Origin of the sequence: Curtobacterium sp. MCLR17_036, from assembly GCF_003234445.2 — a bacterium.
Lineage (GTDB): Bacteria > Actinomycetota > Actinomycetes > Actinomycetales > Microbacteriaceae > Curtobacterium.
The window spans coordinates 429,499-448,886 of the sequence record NZ_CP126269.1; the positions used below are offsets into that span (position 1 = coordinate 429,499).

The window sequence follows — 19,388 nt, forward strand, 5'->3', positions numbered from 1 at the left end:
AACGAAAGGACGGAACGCATGGCGAACCTCCAGGGTGCTCCTGACTCGCAAGAGCGACAGAAGACCGCCCTCGAGCAGTACGGCGTCGACCTCACGGCGATCGCCCGCAGCGGCAAGCTCGACCCGGTGATCGGACGCGACTCCGAGATCCGACGCGTCAGCCAGGTGCTGACCCGCCGCACGAAGAACAACCCCGTGCTCATCGGCGAGCCCGGCGTCGGCAAGACCGCCGTCGTCGAGGGGCTCGCGCAGCGCATCGTCGCCGGCGACGTCGCCGACTCCCTCAAGGACAAGCGGCTCGTCTCCCTCGACATCTCCGCCCTCATCGCCGGCGCCAAGTACCGCGGCGAGTTCGAGGAGCGGCTCAAGGCCGTGCTCAAGGAGATCAACGACTCCGACGGCCAGGTCATCACCTTCATCGACGAGCTGCACACCCTGATGGGTGCCGGCGGCGGCGAGGGGTCCGTCGCGGCCTCGAACATGCTCAAGCCGATGCTGGCCCGCGGGGAGCTCCGCCTCATCGGGGCGACCACCCTCGACGAGTACCGCGAGTACATCGAGAAGGACGCCGCACTCGAGCGTCGCTTCCAGCAGGTCTACGTGGGTGAGCCGAGCGTCGAGGACGCCGTGGCGATCCTCCGCGGGCTCAGGGAGCGCTACGAGGCGCACCACAAGGTCACGATCAACGACTCCGCGCTCGTCGCCGCGGCGAGCCTGTCGAACCGGTACATCTCCGGCCGGCAGCTGCCCGACAAGGCCATCGACCTCATCGACGAGGCCGCGAGCCGGCTCCGCATGGAGATCGACTCGAGCCCGGTCGAGATCGACGAGCTGAAGCGGAACGTCGACCGGCTCCGCGTCGAGGAGTTCGCGCTCAAGCAGGAGAAGGACGACGCCTCGAAGGCGCGGCTCGAGACCCTGCGGAACGAGCTGCACACGCGCGAGGAACGCCTCGGCGAACTCGAGCAGCGCTGGCAGGCGGAGCGCGCGAGCCTGAACCGCATCGGTGAGCTGAAGCAGCAGCTCGACGACCTGAACATGCGGTCGCAGCGGGCGCAGCGCGAGGCCGACTACGAACTCGTCTCGCGTCTGGAGTACGGCGAGAAGCCCCGCATCGAGGCCGAGCTCGCCGCCGCGGAGCAGGCAGGCAGCACCGACCGCATGGTGAACGACAGCGTCACCGACGAGGACATCGCCGCCGTCATCGCGCAGTGGACGGGCATCCCGCTCGGCCGACTGCTGCAGGGCGAGACCGAGAAGCTCCTGCACCTGGAGAGCGAGCTCGGCCGGCGGATCATCGGGCAGCGCACCGCCGTGACCACCGTGTCCGAGGCCGTGCGTCGCACCCGTGCCGGCATCTCCGACCCGGACCGGCCGACGGGGTCCTTCCTGTTCCTCGGGCCGACCGGTGTGGGCAAGACCGAGCTGGCGAAGGCGCTCGCCGAGTTCCTGTTCGACGACGAGAAGGCCCTGGTCCGCATCGACATGAGCGAGTACGGCGAGAAGCACTCCGTCGCGCGGCTCATCGGCGCGCCGCCCGGGTACGTCGGGTACGAGGCCGGTGGGCAGCTGACCGAGGCGGTCCGCCGCCGCCCGTACTCGGTGATCCTGCTCGACGAGATCGAGAAGGCCCACCCCGAGGTGTTCGACGTGCTGCTCCAGGTGCTCGACGACGGGCGGCTCACCGACGGTCAGGGTCGAACGGTCGACTTCCGGAACACCATCCTGGTGCTGACGTCGAACCTCGGCTCGCAGTTCATGACCGACCTGACGCTGACCGACGAGCAGCGCGAGGACGCCGTGCGCGAGCTCGTGCAGCAGGCGTTCCGCCCGGAGTTCATCAACCGGCTCGACGACATCGTGGTGTTCCAGGCGCTGTCGGCCGAGGACCTCGGGCAGATCGTCTCGCTCGACGTCGACCGGCTGGCCCGACGCCTGACCGACCGACGGCTCGAACTCGCGGTGACGCCGCAGGCGCGGGGCTGGCTCGCCGAGCGCGGGTACGACCCGCTCTACGGCGCACGGCCACTGCGTCGGCTCATGCAGCGCCAGATCGACGACCGGTTGGCGCGGGCGATCCTGTCCGGGGACGTCCGTGACGGTGACACCGTGCGGGTGGACGTCTCCGAGGACGGCGACGGCCTGACGGTCGAGCCCTTCGAGCTGGCGGAGATCGTCGAGGAGTAGGCGACGGCCGCGCGGAACCAGGTTCCGGACACGACACCGCGGAACGACGTGGTGCTGTGTCCGGAACCTGGTTCCGGGGTGGGTGGGGTGACCGACAGGAGGCCCGGGGCCGGTTCCTGGGACCCGGCACGGGCCTCCCGGGTTGGCTGCAGGGCATGCCTGAGATCCGCGCAATCCGCCGCCTCACCGACGCCGTCGAGCACGCGAGCGTGCTCGACAAGGCCGTCGACATCGACCGTGCCGTCGTGAACGCCCTCGCGAAGCCGCGGGGACTCCGCCGGCTGCTGCACGGTGTGCCGTTCGGCCACCCCGTGCACCCCCTCATGGTGCAGGTACCGCTCGGCGCCTGGATCTCCGCCGCGGTGCTCGACCTGTTCGGCGGGAAGGGCAACGCGAAGGCCGCGAAGACCCTGGTCGGCGTCGGGCTGGTGTCCTCCGGGAGCGCTTCGCTCGCCGGCTACGTGGACTGGTCCGAGCTCGATCGTGAGCAGCTGCGCACGGGGTGGGTGCACCAGGCGGTGAACTGGGTCGGCATCTCGCTCTACGGGGTGTCGTGGTGGCAGCGGAAGCACGGGAACCACGGTGCCGGCAAGGCGCTCGGCTTCGCGGCGCTGGCGGTCGTCGGCGTCGGCGGGTACCTCGGTGGGCACCTGGCGTACCGGCAGCGTGCCGGGGTGAGCGACCACGGCGAGGTGCCGTTCGGCGCCTGAGCCGCACGCGCAACACCGGGGAAACCCTCCGTCCGTCATGGTCGGAGCATGGACCTCGACAGCGCCCACACCCTGCCGCTCCTGACCGTTCCGCTGCCGACGGGCGCCACGTTCGTGGTGCGGGTGGACGAGCAGACCGGAGTCGTCACCGTGCTCCCAGTCCGCTCATAGGTACATCACCTGCAATACATCAGTGCGTGTACTCGTGGTGGATGATGAGCGGGCCCTCGCCGACCTCGTCGCGACGGGGTTGACCCGGCAGGGCATGGCGGTCGACGTCGCCCACCGCGGCGACCATGCCGACGAGCTCCTGGCCGTGAACGACTACGACGTCGTCGTGCTCGACCGGGACCTGCCGGGCATGCACGGCGACGAGGTCGCCCGGCGGCTGGCGGCCCGGGGGAGCCTGACCCGGATCCTCATGCTCACCGCGGCGACGACGCTGACCGACCGGGTGAACGGCCTGGAGCTCGGTGCCGACGACTACCTGACGAAGCCGTTCGAGTACCCGGAGCTCGTTGCGCGGGTCCGGGCGCTCGGCCGCCGGAGCGTCGCACCCGTCGCCCCGGTGCTCCAACGTGCCGGCCTGCTCCTCGACACGAACCGGCGGATGGCGACGCGGGACGGTCGCCCGCTCGACCTCACCGCGAAGGAGCTCGGCGTGCTCGAGACCCTGCTGCGTGCGGACGGCCGGATCGTCTCCGCCGAGGAACTGCTCGAGAAGGTCTGGGACATGAACGTCGACCCGTTCACCGCCGCCGTCCGGGTGACGATGTCGAAGCTGCGGCGGAAGCTCGGCGACCCGGACCCGATCCGGACGGTGCCGGGGCAGGGGTACGCCCTGTGATGCGGACGCTGACCATCCGCGTCCGGACGGCCCTCGCCTTCGCCGTGGCCTCGATGGTGCTCACCACCGCCGTGCTGGTGTTCGTGAACCTGGCGTCCCAGCAGTCGTTCGCCCGGACGCTCCCCGTGGCCGACCAGGACGGCGTGCCGGCGACCCGGATCCCGTCCGCCGTCCCGATCGACCCCGAACGACTCGGTGCGTCGCAGACGACCCTGCGCGTCGTCACCGAGGCCAACGCGCTGCAGTGGCAGTGGTCGGCGGTGGGGATCGTCGTCGCGGGGGTGCTCGCGGGTGGTGTCGGGTGGTTCGTCAGCCGGCGGATGCTCCGCCCGATCGACCGGATCACCGCCACCGCGACCCGGATCACCGCGTCGAACCTGCACGAGCGGATCGCCCTGGTCGGGCCCGACGACGAACTCCGGCGGCTGTCCCGCACCGTCGACGACCTGCTCGACCGGCTCGAGACGGCGTTCGAGAGCCAGCGGCGGTTCGTGGCGCAGGCGTCGCACGAGCTCCGGACCCCGCTCGCGGTGCAGCGGGCCGCCGTGCAGATCGGGTTGCACGACGACGTCGGCGCCGCCGACGTCCGGGCCGTCCGCGACGAGCTGCTCGAGCAGAACCGGCGGACCGAGCACCTGGTCGAGTCGCTGCTCGTGCTCGCCGAGGCCGACCGTGGGCTCGACGGCACGACGCAGGTGGTCCACGTGGACGACGTGACCGCCGAGGTGGTCGCGGGGGCGGCCCGGAACGCAGCCGACGCCGGGGTCGCGCTGACCCACGAGACCCGCACCGGGCCTCCTGGCCTGGTCGTCGACGGCGAACCGACGCTGCTGCGCCAGCTCCTCGGCAACCTGGTCGGCAACGCCGTCGAGTACAACGAGCCCGGCGGGTTCGTCCGGGTGACGACGTCGCCGGACGCGATCGTCGTCGAGAACTCCGGGCCCGTGGTGCCGGTGGACGAGGCGCCCCGTCTGGTCGAGCCGTTCCGGCGCTGCCCGTCGGCGCGGTCGGTCGGGCGCCACAGCGGGCTCGGACTGTCGATCGTCGCGGCGGTCGTGCAGGCGCACGGGTGGTCGCTGTCGGTCGAGGCACGACCGACCGGTGGACTCGTCGTCCGCGTCGGTGTTTCGTCGGTGCAACCCCGAGGAGACGCCGGGCGAAACAGCTGATCCGGTGTCCTGGTGGCATGAACACGACAACCACCACGAAGACCCGCCGGACCCGATCGCTCCTCGCCACCGCAGCCGTCGCCGTCGTCCTGCTGCCCGGACTGCTCGCCGGGTGTTCGAGCGCGGAGGACACCGACGCCGACGGTCCGACCGTCGGCTCGGCTCAGAAGGGTGCCTCACTCGCCGAGTGCATGCGCGGCAAGGGCTACGAGATGGCGGATCCTGCGAGCAACGGCGGGACGGTGGAGTTCGGTCTACCGGACGGCGCTGATCCCGAGCAGTACCAGAGCGACCTCAAGGCGTGCCTCGGCGACGGCGAAGGAGCCGGCGACGCGACGGCCGCGAAGCCGATGCCCGGGTTCGAGGAGAAGATGCAGCAGGCCGCTGCGTGTCTCCGCGAACGCGGGTTCGCCGACTACCCGGACGACCAGGAAGGGCAACGCGCGTACCGACCGGAGGACCCGACTGCCTTCGACGAGGCTGCGCGCGCGTGCAACGAAGAGGCCCTGGGGTCGGACGTCACCGGGGTCGGCGAGTGAGCCCCCTGCGTCGGCGTTCGGTGGTCGTCGGTCTCTGCATGGCCGCCGCGGTCGGCGTCGGCCTGGGGACGTGGGCGGTCATCGACCCGGATCCTGGCTCGTCCTCGGCTGCTCCTGCCGCCTCGGACGACGTCCACACCGGCCCCACGGCAACCGTCACGAAGGGCGACCTGACCGACTCGAAGGTCTTCGCCGGCACCCTGGGCTACGGCGCCCCGACGGGCGTGCCCGCAGCGGCCGCCGGCACGATCACGTGGTTGCCCCGCCCCGGCGACGTCATCGAGCGCGACGAGGACCTGTACGCGGTGGACGAGCGCGGTGTGCGGTCGATGTACGGCACGGTACCGCTGTGGCGCGACCTGTCCCGCGGGGTGCACGGCACCGACGTGCGGCAGCTCAACGAGAACCTCGCGGCCCTGGGCTACGACGTGTCCGTGGACGACGAGTTCGGCCCGCGGACCCAGGCCGCGGTGCGGCAGTGGCAGGAGGACCGGGACCACGAGGCGACCGGGGTCCTGACCGCCGACGACGTCGCGTTCGTCGACGGGGCCGTGCGGGTCGCGTCAGTGGACGGCGAGCTCGGCCGGTCGACCGGCACCGCGGGCGCAGCGGGCACCGGCGGCGGCGACGTACTGCAGGTCACGAGCACGGAGCGCATCGTCTCGGCGACCGTGTCGCAGCGCGACGCCGAGCGGCTGGCGGTCGGCACCCGGGTGGACGTCCGGGTGAACGGCACAGGGGCGCCGATGCGCGGCGAGGTCGCCGACGTCCAGCCCGAGACCGACGAAGACGGCGGGACCAAGGTCGTCGTCTCGGTGTCCTTCGACCCCGGCGACCGCAAGCTGCCGGCCGCGGCCTCTGCCCAGGTCGACGCGGAGGGCACCACCGAACGGGGCGTGCTCTCCGTGCCGGTCTCGGCCCTCGTCGCGGGTTCCGGCGGCCACTACGCCGTCGACGTGGTCCGCCGGGACGGCACGACCGAGCGCGTGTCCGTCGAGCCGGGGTTCACCGCCGACGGCCGCGTGGCGATCACCGGCGACGTCGCCGCGGGCGACCGGGTGGTGGTGCCCGGATGACCGGCACCACCGCGCCGGCCCGCGAGGTCGTCCTGTCGCTCGCGGACGTCGTGAAGACCTACGGCGACGTCGGCGCGCTCCGCGGCGTCTCGCTCGAGGTCACGGCCGGGGAACTCGTCGCCGTCGTCGGGCCGTCGGGGTCCGGCAAGTCGACCATGCTCAACATCGTCGGGACGCTCGACCGGCCGACGTCCGGCACCGTGACGATCGCCGGCAACGACGTGGCCACGATGTCCGACGACGCCCTGTCGCGCCTGCGGGCCGAGCACATCGGCTTCGTGTTCCAGCACTTCCACCTGCAGGCCGGGGCGACCGCCGCCGAGAACGTCGCCGACGGGCTGCTCTACGCAGGGGTGCCGCGCTGCGACCGGCACCGGCGCGCGGTCGAGGCGCTCGGCCGGGTCGGACTCGGGCACCGGGTCGACCACCGCCCGCACCAGCTGTCCGGCGGTGAGAAGCAGCGGGTCGCGATCGCCCGGGCCGTCGTCGGCGAGCCCACGATCCTGCTGGCGGACGAGCCGACCGGGGCGCTCGACACCGCCTCGGGCACGGCGGTCCTCGGACTGCTGCGCGAGCTCAACGACGGCGGGACCACCGTGCTCGTCATCACGCACGACCTCGAGCTCGCGGCATCGCTGCCCCGCCGCGTCCGGATGCGGGACGGTCTCGTCTCGCAGGACGACACCGCGGGCGGGGCCGCCGCGCTCGCCGCCGCGATCCGGAGCGACCGGTGAGCGCCCGGGGCACCGTCAGTCCGACGGACCTGCTCCGACTCGGGGTGTTCGGCCTGCGGACCCGACCGGCGCGCGTCGTGCTGTCGGCCCTCGGCATCGCCATCGGCATCGCGGCGATGATCGCGGTCGTCGGGATCTCGTCGTCGAGCAAGGCGAAGGTCGACCAGGTCCTCGACGCCCTCGGCACGAACGTGCTCACCGTCACCGAGGCCCAGGGGTTCGGCGAGACGCCGCCGCTGCCGGACACCGCGCTCGAGTCGGTGCACCGGCAGGACGACGTCGAGTCCGCCGCCGCGGTCGGCACGGTGCCGGGCGCCGGGGTCTACCGCAACGGGTTCGTCCCGGCGCCGGAGACGAAGGGCATCGCCGTGCTCGCGGCCTGGGGTGACGTGCCCGGGGTGCTCGGTGGCGAGCTCGCCTCCGGGCGGTGGATCGACGACGCCCGGACCGCGGCGCCGCAGGTCGTGCTCGGGGACGCGGCCGCCGCCGCGCTCGGCATCGACCGGGTCCGTGCAGACACCCGGGTGTGGATCGGCGGACAGTGGGTGCAGGTGGTCGGGGTCCTCCGGCCGCTCGCGCTCGCCGCGGAACTCGACAACAGCGTGTTCGTGCCGCGGGCGCTTGCCGGACAGCTCGGGTTCGACGGGGCGCCGACCGCCGTCTACACGCGCGTCGACCCGGAGCGGGTGGAAGCGGCCCGTGACGTCCTCGCGGCCGCGGTCCGACCGGGTGCGCCGCAGGACGTCGGGGTCACCCGACCGTCGGACGCGCTCGCCGCGAAGGACGCCACCGACGACTCGTTCACCGGACTGCTCGTCGGCATCGGCGGCGTCGCGCTGCTCGTCGGGGGCATCGGCGTCGCCAACACGATGGTGATCACGGTGCTCGAGCGTCGCGCCGAGGTCGGGGTGCGCCGCGCCCTCGGAGCACGTCGGCGGACGATCCGCGACCAGTTCCTGGTCGAGTCCCTGCTGCTGTCGTTCCTCGGTGGGGTGGCCGGGGTCGTGATCGGCGTCGGCGTGACGGTGGCGTTCGCCGTCGTGCAGGGGTGGCCGGTGGCGCTGCCGCCCTGGGCGGTGGCCGGCGGCCTCGGGGCGACGGTCGTCATCGGCGGGGTCTCCGGGCTCTACCCGGCGGCGCGCGCGGCGCGCATCCCGCCGACGTCCGCCCTGGCGGCCGTCTGAGACGGTGCGGTGGCGGCGACGCTGTCGAGGCGACGCAGTGGAGGCCCGGCGCCGGTCCCCGAGACCGGTGCCGGGCCTCCTGCCCGTCGCCTGCAGAGCCACGCTCGTGCGGCGCAGATCTTGCCTGGTCATGACCACCGCGTCAAGCGGTGGTCATCATCTGTTCGCCATCCGTGATCCCCCGGAAACACGCGGGAGACCGCTCTCCGCAGGGACCGGTCCAACGGTTGACAACGGCTTCCGAAGGGTCTTTCATGACCAATACGCAACGTCCTTTCATAAAGGTCGGACCAAGGGAGTCAACGTGACACGCACGCGTTTCGCCGCACTCGGTGCGCTCGCCCTCGCAGGCGCGCTCGCCCTCACCGGGTGCTCCGCCGGAAGCAACGGAGCTTCCGACGGCGGCACGAAGTCCATCGGCACACCCGATGGCAAGGGCAAGACCATCACCGTGTGGATGATGAACGGCGACCTGACGGACAAGGTCCTGCAGGCCGCCGAGAAGCAGTTCACCGCGGACACCGGGGCGAAGGTGACGGTCCAGACTCAGCAGTGGGACGGCATCACCACCAAGCTCACCACCGCGCTCGCGCAGTCCGACGCACCGGACGTCGTCGACCTCGGCAACACGCAGGTGCCGGTGTACGCGGCCGCCGGCGGGCTGAAGGACCTGACGCCGTACCGCGACGAGCTGAAGGACGGGCAGACGTGGCTCACCGGGCTCGAGGGCCCGGCGACCGTCGACGGCAAGCTCTACGGAGCGCCCCTCTTCGCCGGCAACCGTGCCGTCGTCTACAACAAGGAGGTCTGGAAGGACGCCGGCGTCACCGAGGTGCCGACGACCTACGAGGAGCTCACCGCCGACCTCGACAAGGTCAAGGCCGCGAACCCGCGCAGCGACTTCTCCGCCTTCTACATGCCCGGCCAGTACTGGTACGGCGGGCTGCAGTGGGTGTGGGACGCCGGCGGCGAGATCGCCACGGACGACGGCGGCAAGTGGACCGGCACGCTCGACTCCGACGACGCGGTCGAGGGCCTGACGGCGTGGAAGGACTTCCAGAACGACTACTCCGCGAAGTCCACACAGGACATCAACACCGACAAGCCCTCGCAGAGCGACGTCTTCGCCCAGGGGAACACCTCGGCGTTCCTCGGGTCCGCGTGGGAGATCGGGTCGGTGACGACGGCCAAGCCCGCCCTCGCCGACCAGATCGGGACCTTCCCGATGCCCTCGAAGACGGCCGGGAAGACGCAGCCGGTGTTCCTCGGCGGGTCCGACCTCGGGATCCCCGCGAAGTCGCAGAACCAGGACCTGGCGCTGTACTACCTGAAGATCCTGACCTCGAAGGAGTTCCAGCAGGAGCAGGTCTTCGGCGTGGACGGCTGGGAGCCGAACTCGACCCAGCTGCTCGACGCGGTCGCCGGTGACGTGGACACGCTGCACAAGCCGTACTTCGAGGCCGCCTCGACCAGCCGTCCGACCCCGGGCGCGCCGGGGTGGGCGACCATCGAGGGCGACGCGTCGTTCCAGTCGATGTTCGCCGACGTCGCGACCGGACGGAAGACGCCGCAGCAGGCAGCCGAGGGCTTCTCGAAGCACCTCACGACCGCGCTGAACGCGCAGCCGTAGTCGATGACCTCCACTGCGGAGCAGGTGGCCGACCCGGTGCGGACCGGGCCGGCCACCGGCCGTCGCGGGGACGGCGGACCCCGACCCCGTCGGGGCTCGGCCGGCGGGTCCGGACGCGGTCGGCGTTCACCGGTGGCGTCGCGGGCACCGCTCGTGCTGCTCGCGCCGGCCGCCGTCCTGCTGCTCGCCCTCGTGGTCTACCCGCTGGTCCGGCTCGTCGTCATCTCGTTCCAGGACTACGGACTGCGGGCCATCTTCACGGGACAGGCCGGGTTCGCCGGGGCGTCGAACTACACCGACGTCCTGACCGACGCGTCGTTCTGGCCGGTCATCCTGCGCACCGTGCTCGTCACCGGCGCGATGGTGCTCGGCACGATCGTCATCGGGATGGGCGTGGCCCAGCTGCTCACCCGCCTCGGCGTGGCCATGCGGACGATCGTGAGCGTCGTGCTCGTGCTCGCGTGGGCGATGCCGAACGTGGCGTCGAGCCTGGTCTGGCAGTGGCTGTTCCAGCCGTTCTACGGCGTGCTCAACTGGCTCGTGACGCAGCTGCGGGTGTTCGGCGACCACACGCAGGACAACTGGGCGTCGCACCCGGCGCAGGCCTACACGATCGTGCTCACGCTCGTCATCTGGCAGGCCGTGCCCTTCGTCGCGCTGACGCTCTACGCGGCGCAGTCGCAGATCGCGCCGGAGTACTACGAGGCCGGCGCGCTCGACGGCGCCTCGGACTGGACGATGTACCGGTCGATCACCCTGCCGGCGCTCGCGCCGACGCTGCTGCTCGTGTCGATCCTGTCGGTGATCTGGGACTTCAACGTCTTCAACCAGATCTGGCTGCTCACCCGCGGCGGACCGGAGGAGGCGACCCTGACCCTCGGCATCTGGACCTTCGTGCAGTCGTTCGTCTCGAACGCCTACGGGCAGGGCGCCGCCATCGCCGTCATCTCCACCGTGATCCTCGGCGTGCTCACCAGCTACTACATCCGCCGCCTCGTCCGCAGCGGTGAGGAGGACCTGTGACCCTCTCGACGCAGTCCCGCCCGACCGCCGGGGCGCCGACGCCGGCTCCCGCACCGCTGCCGGCGCCCGCCCCGCCGCGGGTCCGGCGGCGCAGGCCGCGGATCGTCGCGAACACGATCGCGGTGCTGTTCTGCCTGGTGTGGGTGTTCCCGATCTACTGGATGGTGAACACCGCGTTCAAGCCCGCCGACGAGGTCACCACGATGACCCCGATCTGGCTGCCGTTGCACCCCACGATCGAGAACTTCACCCGCGCGCTGACGCAGGACGGGTTCCTCGTCTACCTGCGGAACTCGACCATCGTCGTCGTGGCGGCCGTGCTGCTGTCGATCGTCGTCGGGTTCCTGGCGTCGGCGGCGCTCTCGCGGTTCCGGTTCCGCGGACGGCGCGCGATCCTGGTCGCCATCCTGTTCGTGCAGATGATCCCGTCCGGCGCGCTGCTCATCCCGCTGTTCCTGTCGTTCCAGACCCTCGGGCTGCTCAACAGCTACGTCGGGCTGATCCTGGCCTACGTCGCGAGCGTGCTGCCGTTCTCGATCTGGGTGATGCGCGGGTTCTTCGTGTCCGTGCCGGTCGAGATCGAGGAGGCCGCGAAGGTCGACGGCGCCGGCACGTTCCGGATCCTGTGGAGCGTGCTGTTCCCCCTCGTGATGCCCGGGGTCATCGCCACGAGCGTGTTCGCGTTCATCGCGGCGTGGAACGACTACCTCATCGCGTACGTGATGCTCAAGGACCAGGGGATGTACACGCTGCCGGTGTGGCTCGCCGGGTTCTCGACGAACAAGGGCACGGACTTCGGCGGGCTCATGGCGGCGAGCGTGCTGTTCTCGATCCCGGTGGTGGTCTTCTTCCTCATCGTGCAGCGCCGGCTGGTGAGCGGCATGACGGCGGGGGCCGTGAAGGGCTGACCCACCGCGACGAACGCCCCGTCCTGCACGAGCAGGGCGGGGCGTCCGTGTGCGGGCGGCGTCACTTCGACGCGCCCCGGCCCGCGCGCGGCGCCGAGGTCGCACGACTCGCCGCGTGTGGTGCGTCGAGGTCGCACGATGTGCTGCATCGGCGCTGTTCGAGCGGCAGATCGTGCGACCTCGTCGTGTGCGGTCGTTCGCGGCGACGGTTGCGTTTGTGTGGGGTTCGGGCTTACAGTTTCCGAAACCCACGGGAACGAAGGAGTTCGGGCATGTACGCAACCGAGCGGCACGAGGCGATCGCAGCAGCGCTGCAGGACGCCGGCCGGGTCTCCGTCGCCGACCTGGCCGAGCACTTCGACGTCACCACCGAGACCGTCCGCCGCGACCTCGGTGCGCTGGAGGCGGCCGGCGTGCTGCGTCGGGTGCACGGGGGAGCGGTGCCGGTCGGACGCTCGAGCGTCGTCGAGCTGAGCGTCGCCGAGCGCGAGGGGCAGCACGGCACCGCGAAGTCCGCGATCGCCCGGGCCGCGATGCGCCTGGTGCCGCCGACCTTCACCGGGTCGATCGCCCTGGACGCCGGCACCACGAGCGCCGCCGTCGCCGCCGAGCTCGCCCGCTGGGAACCCGAGGCCGGCGCGACGATCACCGTCATCACGAACTCGGTGCCGATCGCCGCGGTGCTGCAGCACAGCGCGCACGTCGAGCTGCACCTGCTCGGCGGCCGGGTGCGCGGCGTGACGAGCGCCGCCGTCGGCACCGCCACCGTCGAGCAGATCGGGGCGCTGCGCCCCGACGTCGCCTTCATCGGCACGAACGGGTTGTCCGCCGGGTTCGGCCTGAGCACCCCCGACGAGTACGAGGCCGCCGTCAAGGGCGCCTACGTCCTCGCCGCCCGCCGGGCCGTGGTGCTCGCCGACGCCGCGAAGCACGGGGTCGAGGCGCTCATGCGCTTCGCCCGACTCGACGAGATCGACACGCTCGTCACCGACGAGCAGCCGCCGGCGGACCTGACCGGGGCGCTCACCGACGCCGACGTCGAGGTGGTCGTCGCGTGAACGAGCAGCACGGCAGCACCCGCATCGTCACGGTGACCCCGAACCCGTCCCTCGACCGCACCATCGAGCTCGCCGGTGAGCTGCAGCGCGGCGCCGTGCAGCGGGCCACCCGGTCGACCGCCGAGCCCGGCGGCAAGGGCGTCAACGTGTCCCGCGTGGTCGTGGCGAGCGGCGGGGACACCACCGCCGTGCTGCCCGGCGACGAGCTCGACCCGGTGCTGCTCGGCCTCGCGACCCGGGGCATCCCGACCGCCGCGCTGCCGATCGGCGCACCGCTCCGCTCGAACGTCACCGTCACCGAGCCGACCGGCACCACGACGAAGCTCAACGAGCCGGGCCCCTCGCTCGCCGGCCGGCTCGACGACCTCGCCGCGCTGGTCGCCGACACCGCCGCCGCGACCGCCACCGGTCCGGCCGCCCGCTGGGTCGTGTTCGCCGGCTCGCTGCCGCCCGGACTGCCCGACGACGCGCTCGCGGTGCTCGTCCGGGCCGTCCGTGCCCGGCACGGAGCGGACGTCCGGATCGCCGTCGACTCGTCGGGGGTGCCGTTCACGGCGCTGCTGCAGTCCGGCGAACGGATCGACCTGGTGAAGCCGAACGCCGAGGAGCTGGCCGAGGTCGTCGGCGGCGACCCGGACGAGTACGAGCGCGACCTCGATGCCGCCGTGGCCGGGGCCGAGCGGCTCCGGCAGCGGAACGTCGGCGCGGTGCTGCTCACCCTCGGCAGCGCCGGCGCGGTCCTGGTCGCCGCGGAAGGTGCGTTCGCGGCGGCCGCCCCGACGATCGTCGCCCGGTCGACGGTCGGCGCGGGGGACTCCTCGCTCGCCGGCTACCTGCTCGCCGAGGTCGCCGGGGCGTCCCCCGAACAGCGCCTCGCGCAGGCCGTCGCCACCGGGGCCGCCGCAGCGGCACTGCCGGGCAGCGACGTGCCGGCCCTCGACCACACCGACCCGACGGCGGTCTCCGTCCGGGTGCTCGATCCGCACCCGGCCCCCGAGCCCGCCTGATCCCCTCCCCACCCCCGAACACCTGCACCACCGCGCGACCAGCGCCATTGCGAAGGAGCAAGCACATGTCCGCAGACCCGAGTCCGCGCCTCATCAGCGCACAGCTCGTCGGCCTCGACGAGGACCTCGGTGCCACGTCGACCGAGGTGATCCGCGTCCTGGCAGACCGCGTCGCCGCGACCGGCCGCGCCGCCGACGGCCGTGCCCTCGCCGAGGACGCCATCGCCCGCGAGGCGAGCGTCGGCACCGGCGTCCCCGGTGGCATCGCGATCCCGCACGCCCGCTCGGCGTCGGTGTCCGAGCCGACGCTGGCGTTCTCGCGTCTCGCCCGCAAGGTGCCGTTCGGCGCCCCGGACGGCGACGCCGACGTCGTCTTCATGATCGCCGTGCCCGAGGGTGCCGACAAGGACCACCTGACGGTGCTGTCGACCCTGGCCCGTGCGCTCATCCGCGACGACTTCACCGCCGCACTCCGCGCCGCGACCACCGCCGACGAGATCGTCCGGCTGGTCGACCACGAGGTGAGCGGCGAGGTGGCCGAGGCCGGCGTCGGGAACGCGAGCCGGGCCTCCACTGCGACCGCAGCACCGGCCGCACCGGCCGCCGACCGCAAGGTCTTCGTCGGCGTCACCGCCTGCCCGACCGGCATCGCGCACACCTACATGGCGGCCGACGCGCTCGTCGCCGCCGCCCAGCGCGCCGGTGCCGAGATGCACATCGAGACGCAGGGGTCCTCGCAGGTCGAGCCCCTCGACCCGGCGCTCATCGCCCGGGCCGACGCCGTCGTGTTCGCGGTCGACGTCGACGTCCGCGACCGCGGTCGGTTCGCCGGCAAGCCGCTCGTCTCCGGGCCGGTGAAGCGGGGTGTCGACGAACCCGACGCGATGATCGCGGAGGCCGTCCGCGCCTCGGAGGACCCGCACGCCGCCCGCGTGCAGGGCGCCGCCGCCACCGACGGCGAGTCGACCGCGAAGAACGAGCACTTCGGCCAGTCGCTCAAGCGCTGGCTGCTCACCGGCGTCAGCTACATGATCCCGTTCGTCGCGGGCGGCGGACTCCTCATCGCGCTCGGCTTCCTGCTCTCCGGGTACCAGATCGCGTCGACCCACGGCGACGACGGCGTGAGCAACGCCGCCTGGACGCTGACGCACTCGACGCTGCTGAACCTGCCGGCGGAGGGCCTCGGCTACTACCTCGGCGCCGCCGCGTTCCAGATCGGACAGGTCTCGCTCGGGTTCCTGGTGGCCGCGCTCGCCGGGTACATCGCCTACGCCATGGCGGACCGACCGGGCATCGCGCCCGGTTTCGTCGCCGGGTCGATCGCCGTCTTCATGAACGCCGGGTTCCTCGGCGGTCTGGTCGGCGGCCTCATCGCCGGTGCCGCCGCGTACTGGATCGGGCGCATCCCGACCTGGCGCTGGCTGCGGGGCCTCATGCCGGTGGTGATCATCCCGCTGTTCGCGTCGATCATCGCCTCCGGGCTCATGCTCCTGGTGCTCGGCGGCCCGATCGCCTGGCTCATGACGCAGCTGACCGGCTTCCTCAACTCGCTGTCCGGTGCCTCGGCGATCCTGCTCGGCATCATCCTCGGTCTCATGATGGCGTTCGACCTCGGCGGACCGGTCAACAAGGTGGCCTACGCGTTCGCCGTCGCGGGCCTCGGCGCGGGGACCGCCACGAACGTCGTGCCGTTCGAGATCATGGCCGCCGTGATGGGCGCCGGCATGGTGCCGCCGCTCGCGATGGCGCTCGCGTCGACGCTGTTCTACCGCAAGGGCTTCACGAAGCCGGAGCGCGAGAACGGCAAGGCGGCCTACCTGCTCGGCTTCTCGTTCATCTCCGAGGGCGCGATCCCGTTCGCCGCGGCCGACCCGCTCCGTGTCATCCCGGCGTCGATGGTCGGAGCGGCGGTCACCGGTGCGATCTCGATGGCGGTGGGCGTGACCTCGCGAGCACCGCACGGCGGCGTGTTCGTGTTCTTCGCGATCGGGAACTTCTGGGCCTGGCTCGGAGCGGTCGTACTCGGCGCGTTCGTGTCGGCCGGAGTGCTCGTCGCCCTGAAGAAGTGGGTGCGCCGCCGCCCGGTCGACGAGGCCGCCGCTGGCGGCGAGGCTGCCGCGGCCGCCGAGACGGTGGGCCAGCGCGCGCCGGTCGCCGCGTAGTCGACGCGACCCCCTGACGGACGGGAGGCCCGGTGCCAGCTGGCACCGGGCCTCCCGTCCGTCTCCGGTCGCCGGGCCGAAGCCCGGGTCGCGCGGCCGAGGCCGCGCGGCCGAGGTCGCGCGATCTGCCGTCCGGCGCCCGACCGTGCGGCTGGTTCCGCGACCTCGGTGGGCGGGCTGCGGCGTGTCGCGCGACCTCGGCGCCGGGCCGCGTCCTACTCCGCGATGTTCGCCGTGATCGCGTCGATGTACGCGGCGCGCTCCTCGCGGGAGTGCGGGCGGCCGGGCACGCCCGGGCGCTGCTCCCACGGGAAGGGCCCGGCCTCGTGGCGGTACTCGATGCCCATCGCCTCGAGCCGGGCGGTGTGCTCGGCGAGCCGCCCCCGGAACTCGGCGAGGTCGCGCGGGCCGGCGGCGTCGGCCGACCAGAGTGCCTCGGCGAGGGCGGCCACGCGGGGGAACAGCTGGTAGTCGAGCTTGCGGGCGGTGTCGACGTGCTCCGTCCACATGTTGCCCTGGCCGCCGATGACGTGCGCCCGCTCGGCCTCGGTCAGGCCGGAGGGGACCGGGTCGAAGGCGAAGACGTCGTCGACCGACAGCACGATCGAGACCGGGATGGGCTCGGTCGCCAGGTCGCTCTGCCGGTAGTCCAGGTAGGCCTGGTCGTCGGGCGCGGAGATGACGTCGTGCCCGCGCTTGGCCGCGGTCCGGGCGCCGGTCAGGCCACGCCACGAGAGGACCGTCGCGGACGGGTCGAGCGTGCCGCCCTCGAGGATCTCGTCCCAGCCGAACGCCCGGCGGCCGTGGCCGGCGACGTGGTCGGCGAGCTGGCCGATGATCCAGGCCTGCAGTTGTTCCTCGTCGGCGAGCCCGAGCGACCGGATGCGTTCCTGGGTGCGGGGGTCCTGCTCCCACTGCACCTTCGGGCACTCGTCGCCGCCGATGCCGATGTAGCGGGACGGGAACAGGGCGATGACCTCGTCGAGGACGTCCTTGAAGAAGTCGACGGTGCTGTCGTCGGCGTTGAGGACGTCGTCGGCGATGCCCCACTCGGTCCAGACCTCCACCGGCGTCTCCGGGTGCACGCCGAGCGACGGGTAGGCGGCCAGGGCGGCGCGCACGTGTCCGGGCGTCTCGATCTCCGGCACGACGGTGACGAACCGGTCGGCGGCGTAGGCGACGATCTCGCGGATGTCGTCCTGCGTGTAGTAGCCGCCGTGCGGACGGCCGTCCTTGCCGGCGACGACCAGCGAACCGTCGGGTCCCGGCACGTGCGCGCCCACCTGCGACTCGCGCCGCCACGAGCCGACCTCGGTCAGCCGGGGGTACTTGCGGATCTCGATGCGCCAGCCCTGGTCCTCGGTGAGGTGGAAGTGCAGGCGGTTGATCCGGTGCGCGGCGAGCTGGTCGACGACGCGCATGACCTCGTGCTTCGTGCGGAAGTGCCGGGCGACGTCGAGCATCACGCCGCGCCAGGCGAAGGCCGGTGCGTCCTCGACGACCGTCGACGGGACGGACCACGGTCCGGTGCCGACCCGGCCGTGGCGGTACACGTCCGGCGGCAGGAGTTGCAGCAGGGCCTGCACGCCGTAGAACACGCCGGCCGCCGAACCGCCGACGACGTCGATGCCGCGCGGCGTGACCGTGAGGCGGAAGGACTCGCTGCGGTCGCCCTCGGGGGTCGCGGGCCCGGCCGGCAGCGACGGGTCGTCGACCACGCGCAGCGCGATCACGCCCTCGGTGGTGCCGCCCTGCCCGGTGCCGTCGTCGGCGGCGTCGCGGACCGGCAGCCCGGTCGACGCCCGCAGCGTCTGCTGCAGGTACAGTCGGACCGATCCGGCCGCGTCGTCGGCGGCGATCCGGGTCGACGGCGTGATCTCGAAGGCGCCGGTGCCCGGGGCGGAGCGGCGCGGTCGTGGGATGAGCATGTCGGAGTCCACCATTCCTCAATGATCTTTCGTAATGTGGAGGCTATGGCTGTGCAGGAGACCGTGTCAACGATCCCGGGAGTGGTCGGAGCGACGCCGGGCGTCCTCCGGCAGATGAACTCGCGTGCGATCCTCGACGCCCTGCTGCGCGACGACGCCTCGCACTCGGTCACCGAGCTGAGCCGCGCGGTCGGTCTCTCGCGCCCCACGGTCGAGGCGGCGCTCACCGACCTCGTCGACGAGGGCTGGGTGGCCGAGGCCGAGGTGCTCGTGACCCCGAACAAGGCCGGTCGGCGCCCGAAGCGCTTCCGGGCCGACGCCACCGCGGGCTCGGTGCTCGGCGTGGACCTCGGGCTGCACGGGATCGTCGGCGTGCGCTCCGACCTGCGCGGGGTCCAGCAGACCCGGGTCGAGGAGCGCTACGCCGACCTCGCCGACGCCGAGCAGGCGTGGACGAGCGTGCAGGACGTGGTCCGCCGCCTGACCGCCGACACCGCGACGTCACCGGTGCTGGCCGCGACGTTCGGCGTGCCGGCCGTCGTCGACCGGACGGGCGCGATCGACTACACCGTCGCGGTGCCGGAGTGGGTGGAGCGCCGGGTGCCCGGCCGCATCCAGGACCTGTTCCCCGGCGTCGCGACCTTCTTCGACAACGACGCCAAGCTCGCCGCCGTCGCCGAGGCGATGTGGGGCCGCCTGCGCGGCGTGCAGGACGCCGTCTCGCTCGTCATGGGCCGGCAGATCGGCGCGGCGGTCGTGGTCGACGGGGCACTGGCGCGCGGGGCGCGCGGCGCGGCCGGCGAGATGGGCGGCCTCGACGTCACGGGCTGGCCCGGTGCGCCGAGCCGACTGGAGGCCCGGGTCCCCGCCGACACGGACCTCGAGTCCGTCTTCGCCGCGGCCGGGCAGGGGGCGGCGTGGGCCGTCGAGGTCGTCCGCGCGTTCGCCGCGGACGTGGCCCCCGGCGTCGTGCAGCTCGTCGCGACGATCGACCCGGAGGTCGTGGTCGTCGGCGGCGAGGTCCTGCCGGCGGCGGCCGAGTTCAGCGAGGCCCTGGCCGCGGTGATCGCACCGCAGCTTCGTCACCCGGTCGAGGTCGTGCCGTCGACCGTCGGGCGCGACGCGGTCGCGCGGGGTGCCCTCGCCCGGTCCCTGACGCACGTGCGCACCGAGCACATGGGACTCGGCTGACCTCCAGACCGGACCCGGGTTCCTGACAGGCCGTT

17 protein-coding genes are annotated in these 19,388 nt (G+C 72.6%); 16 read left to right on the plus strand and 1 reads right to left on the minus strand.

Annotated elements, in window-relative coordinates:
• Positions 1-18 precede the first annotated feature (18 nt).
• From DEI99_RS02110 to DEI99_RS02180, 15 genes are all read left to right on the plus strand, one after another.
• The gene (locus DEI99_RS02110; RefSeq protein ID WP_111041330.1) at positions 19-2,187 is read left to right on the plus strand and encodes an ATP-dependent Clp protease ATP-binding subunit; all 2,169 of its coding nucleotides are present in this window, start codon (positions 19-21) and stop codon (positions 2,185-2,187) included.
• Positions 2,188-2,342: 155 nt separating this feature from the next.
• Positions 2,343-2,897 (plus strand): DUF2231 domain-containing protein, encoded by a 555-nt coding sequence (locus DEI99_RS02115; RefSeq protein WP_146247089.1) that lies wholly within the window; start codon positions 2,343-2,345, stop codon positions 2,895-2,897.
• Between the two features lie 48 nt (positions 2,898-2,945).
• The gene (locus DEI99_RS02120) at positions 2,946-3,068 is read left to right on the plus strand and encodes a hypothetical protein (RefSeq protein ID WP_258369307.1); all 123 of its coding nucleotides are present in this window, start codon (positions 2,946-2,948) and stop codon (positions 3,066-3,068) included.
• A gap of 22 nt (positions 3,069-3,090) precedes the next feature.
• On the plus strand, positions 3,091-3,744 hold the full coding sequence (locus tag DEI99_RS02125; protein ID WP_111041326.1) for a response regulator transcription factor: 654 nt from the start codon (positions 3,091-3,093) through the stop codon (positions 3,742-3,744).
• Positions 3,744-4,913, plus strand: a complete 1,170-nt coding sequence (locus tag DEI99_RS02130; RefSeq protein WP_111041324.1) for a sensor histidine kinase — start codon at positions 3,744-3,746, stop codon at positions 4,911-4,913. Before DEI99_RS02125 ends, DEI99_RS02130 begins: the two co-directional genes overlap by 1 nt.
• A 17-nt stretch (positions 4,914-4,930) precedes the next feature.
• Positions 4,931-5,452, plus strand: coding sequence for a hypothetical protein (locus DEI99_RS02135; protein ID WP_111041322.1), 522 nt, complete (start codon positions 4,931-4,933; stop codon positions 5,450-5,452).
• Positions 5,453-5,490: 38 nt separating this feature from the next.
• The gene (locus DEI99_RS02140; RefSeq protein ID WP_146247088.1) at positions 5,491-6,528 is read left to right on the plus strand and encodes a peptidoglycan-binding protein; all 1,038 of its coding nucleotides are present in this window, start codon (positions 5,491-5,493) and stop codon (positions 6,526-6,528) included.
• Entirely contained in the window at positions 6,525-7,262 is a 738-nt protein-coding gene (locus DEI99_RS02145) for an ABC transporter ATP-binding protein (protein ID WP_111041319.1), read from the plus strand. The genes DEI99_RS02140 and DEI99_RS02145 overlap by 4 nt, the downstream gene beginning before the upstream one ends.
• Positions 7,259-8,446 (plus strand): ABC transporter permease, encoded by a 1,188-nt coding sequence (locus tag DEI99_RS02150; protein ID WP_111041318.1) that lies wholly within the window; start codon positions 7,259-7,261, stop codon positions 8,444-8,446. Before DEI99_RS02145 ends, DEI99_RS02150 begins: the two co-directional genes overlap by 4 nt.
• Positions 8,447-8,750: 304 nt before the next feature.
• On the plus strand, positions 8,751-10,076 hold the full coding sequence (locus DEI99_RS02155) for a sugar ABC transporter substrate-binding protein (RefSeq protein WP_220037131.1): 1,326 nt from the start codon (positions 8,751-8,753) through the stop codon (positions 10,074-10,076).
• Between the two features lie 3 nt (positions 10,077-10,079).
• Positions 10,080-11,099: a carbohydrate ABC transporter permease gene (locus tag DEI99_RS02160; protein ID WP_111041316.1), complete on the plus strand. Its 1,020-nt coding sequence runs from the start codon at positions 10,080-10,082 to the stop codon at positions 11,097-11,099.
• Positions 11,096-12,007, plus strand: a complete 912-nt coding sequence (locus tag DEI99_RS02165; protein WP_220037129.1) for a carbohydrate ABC transporter permease — start codon at positions 11,096-11,098, stop codon at positions 12,005-12,007. The genes DEI99_RS02160 and DEI99_RS02165 overlap by 4 nt, the downstream gene beginning before the upstream one ends.
• 272 nt (positions 12,008-12,279) lie before the next feature.
• Positions 12,280-13,065, plus strand: coding sequence for a DeoR/GlpR family DNA-binding transcription regulator (locus DEI99_RS02170; RefSeq protein ID WP_111041314.1), 786 nt, complete (start codon positions 12,280-12,282; stop codon positions 13,063-13,065).
• Positions 13,062-14,072 carry a 1-phosphofructokinase family hexose kinase gene (locus DEI99_RS02175; RefSeq protein WP_284180918.1) on the plus strand — a complete coding sequence of 337 codons (1,011 nt, stop codon included), beginning with the start codon at positions 13,062-13,064 and terminating at the stop codon, positions 14,070-14,072. The genes DEI99_RS02170 and DEI99_RS02175 overlap by 4 nt, the downstream gene beginning before the upstream one ends.
• Positions 14,073-14,137: 65 nt before the next feature.
• Complete coding sequence (locus tag DEI99_RS02180) at positions 14,138-16,234, plus strand: PTS fructose transporter subunit IIABC (RefSeq protein ID WP_111042953.1); 2,097 nt, start codon at positions 14,138-14,140, stop codon at positions 16,232-16,234.
• A 215-nt stretch (positions 16,235-16,449) separates the two neighbouring features.
• On the opposite strand, the gene DEI99_RS02185 is transcribed toward DEI99_RS02180, so the two are convergent.
• Entirely contained in the window at positions 16,450-18,177 is a 1,728-nt protein-coding gene (locus tag DEI99_RS02185; RefSeq protein WP_111042954.1) for a beta-N-acetylhexosaminidase, read from the minus strand.
• A gap of 48 nt (positions 18,178-18,225) precedes the next feature.
• Between DEI99_RS02185 and DEI99_RS02190 the strand changes: the two genes are divergently transcribed.
• Positions 18,226-19,353 (plus strand): ROK family transcriptional regulator, encoded by a 1,128-nt coding sequence (locus DEI99_RS02190; RefSeq protein ID WP_284180919.1) that lies wholly within the window; start codon positions 18,226-18,228, stop codon positions 19,351-19,353.
• The last annotated feature ends 35 nt before the right edge of the window (positions 19,354-19,388 follow it).

Excerpts from the sequence above, each read along its gene's own strand:
- DEI99_RS02110 (WP_111041330.1), top strand. The coding sequence starts at position 19 with ATGGCGAACCTCCAGGGTGCTCCTGACTCGCAAGAGCGACAGAAGACC.
- DEI99_RS02115 (WP_146247089.1), top strand. The coding sequence starts at position 2,343 with ATGCCTGAGATCCGCGCAATCCGCCGCCTCACCGACGCCGTCGAGCAC.
- DEI99_RS02120 (WP_258369307.1), top strand. The coding sequence starts at position 2,946 with ATGGACCTCGACAGCGCCCACACCCTGCCGCTCCTGACCGTTCCGCTG.
- DEI99_RS02130 (WP_111041324.1), top strand. The coding sequence starts at position 3,744 with ATGCGGACGCTGACCATCCGCGTCCGGACGGCCCTCGCCTTCGCCGTG.
- DEI99_RS02135 (WP_111041322.1), top strand. The coding sequence starts at position 4,931 with ATGAACACGACAACCACCACGAAGACCCGCCGGACCCGATCGCTCCTC.
- DEI99_RS02140 (WP_146247088.1), top strand. The coding sequence starts at position 5,491 with ATGGCCGCCGCGGTCGGCGTCGGCCTGGGGACGTGGGCGGTCATCGAC.
- DEI99_RS02145 (WP_111041319.1), top strand. The coding sequence starts at position 6,525 with ATGACCGGCACCACCGCGCCGGCCCGCGAGGTCGTCCTGTCGCTCGCG.
- DEI99_RS02160 (WP_111041316.1), top strand. The coding sequence starts at position 10,080 with ATGACCTCCACTGCGGAGCAGGTGGCCGACCCGGTGCGGACCGGGCCG.
- DEI99_RS02170 (WP_111041314.1), top strand. The coding sequence starts at position 12,280 with ATGTACGCAACCGAGCGGCACGAGGCGATCGCAGCAGCGCTGCAGGAC.
- DEI99_RS02180 (WP_111042953.1), top strand. The coding sequence starts at position 14,138 with ATGTCCGCAGACCCGAGTCCGCGCCTCATCAGCGCACAGCTCGTCGGC.
- DEI99_RS02185 (WP_111042954.1), bottom strand. The coding sequence starts at position 18,177 with ATGGTGGACTCCGACATGCTCATCCCACGACCGCGCCGCTCCGCCCCG.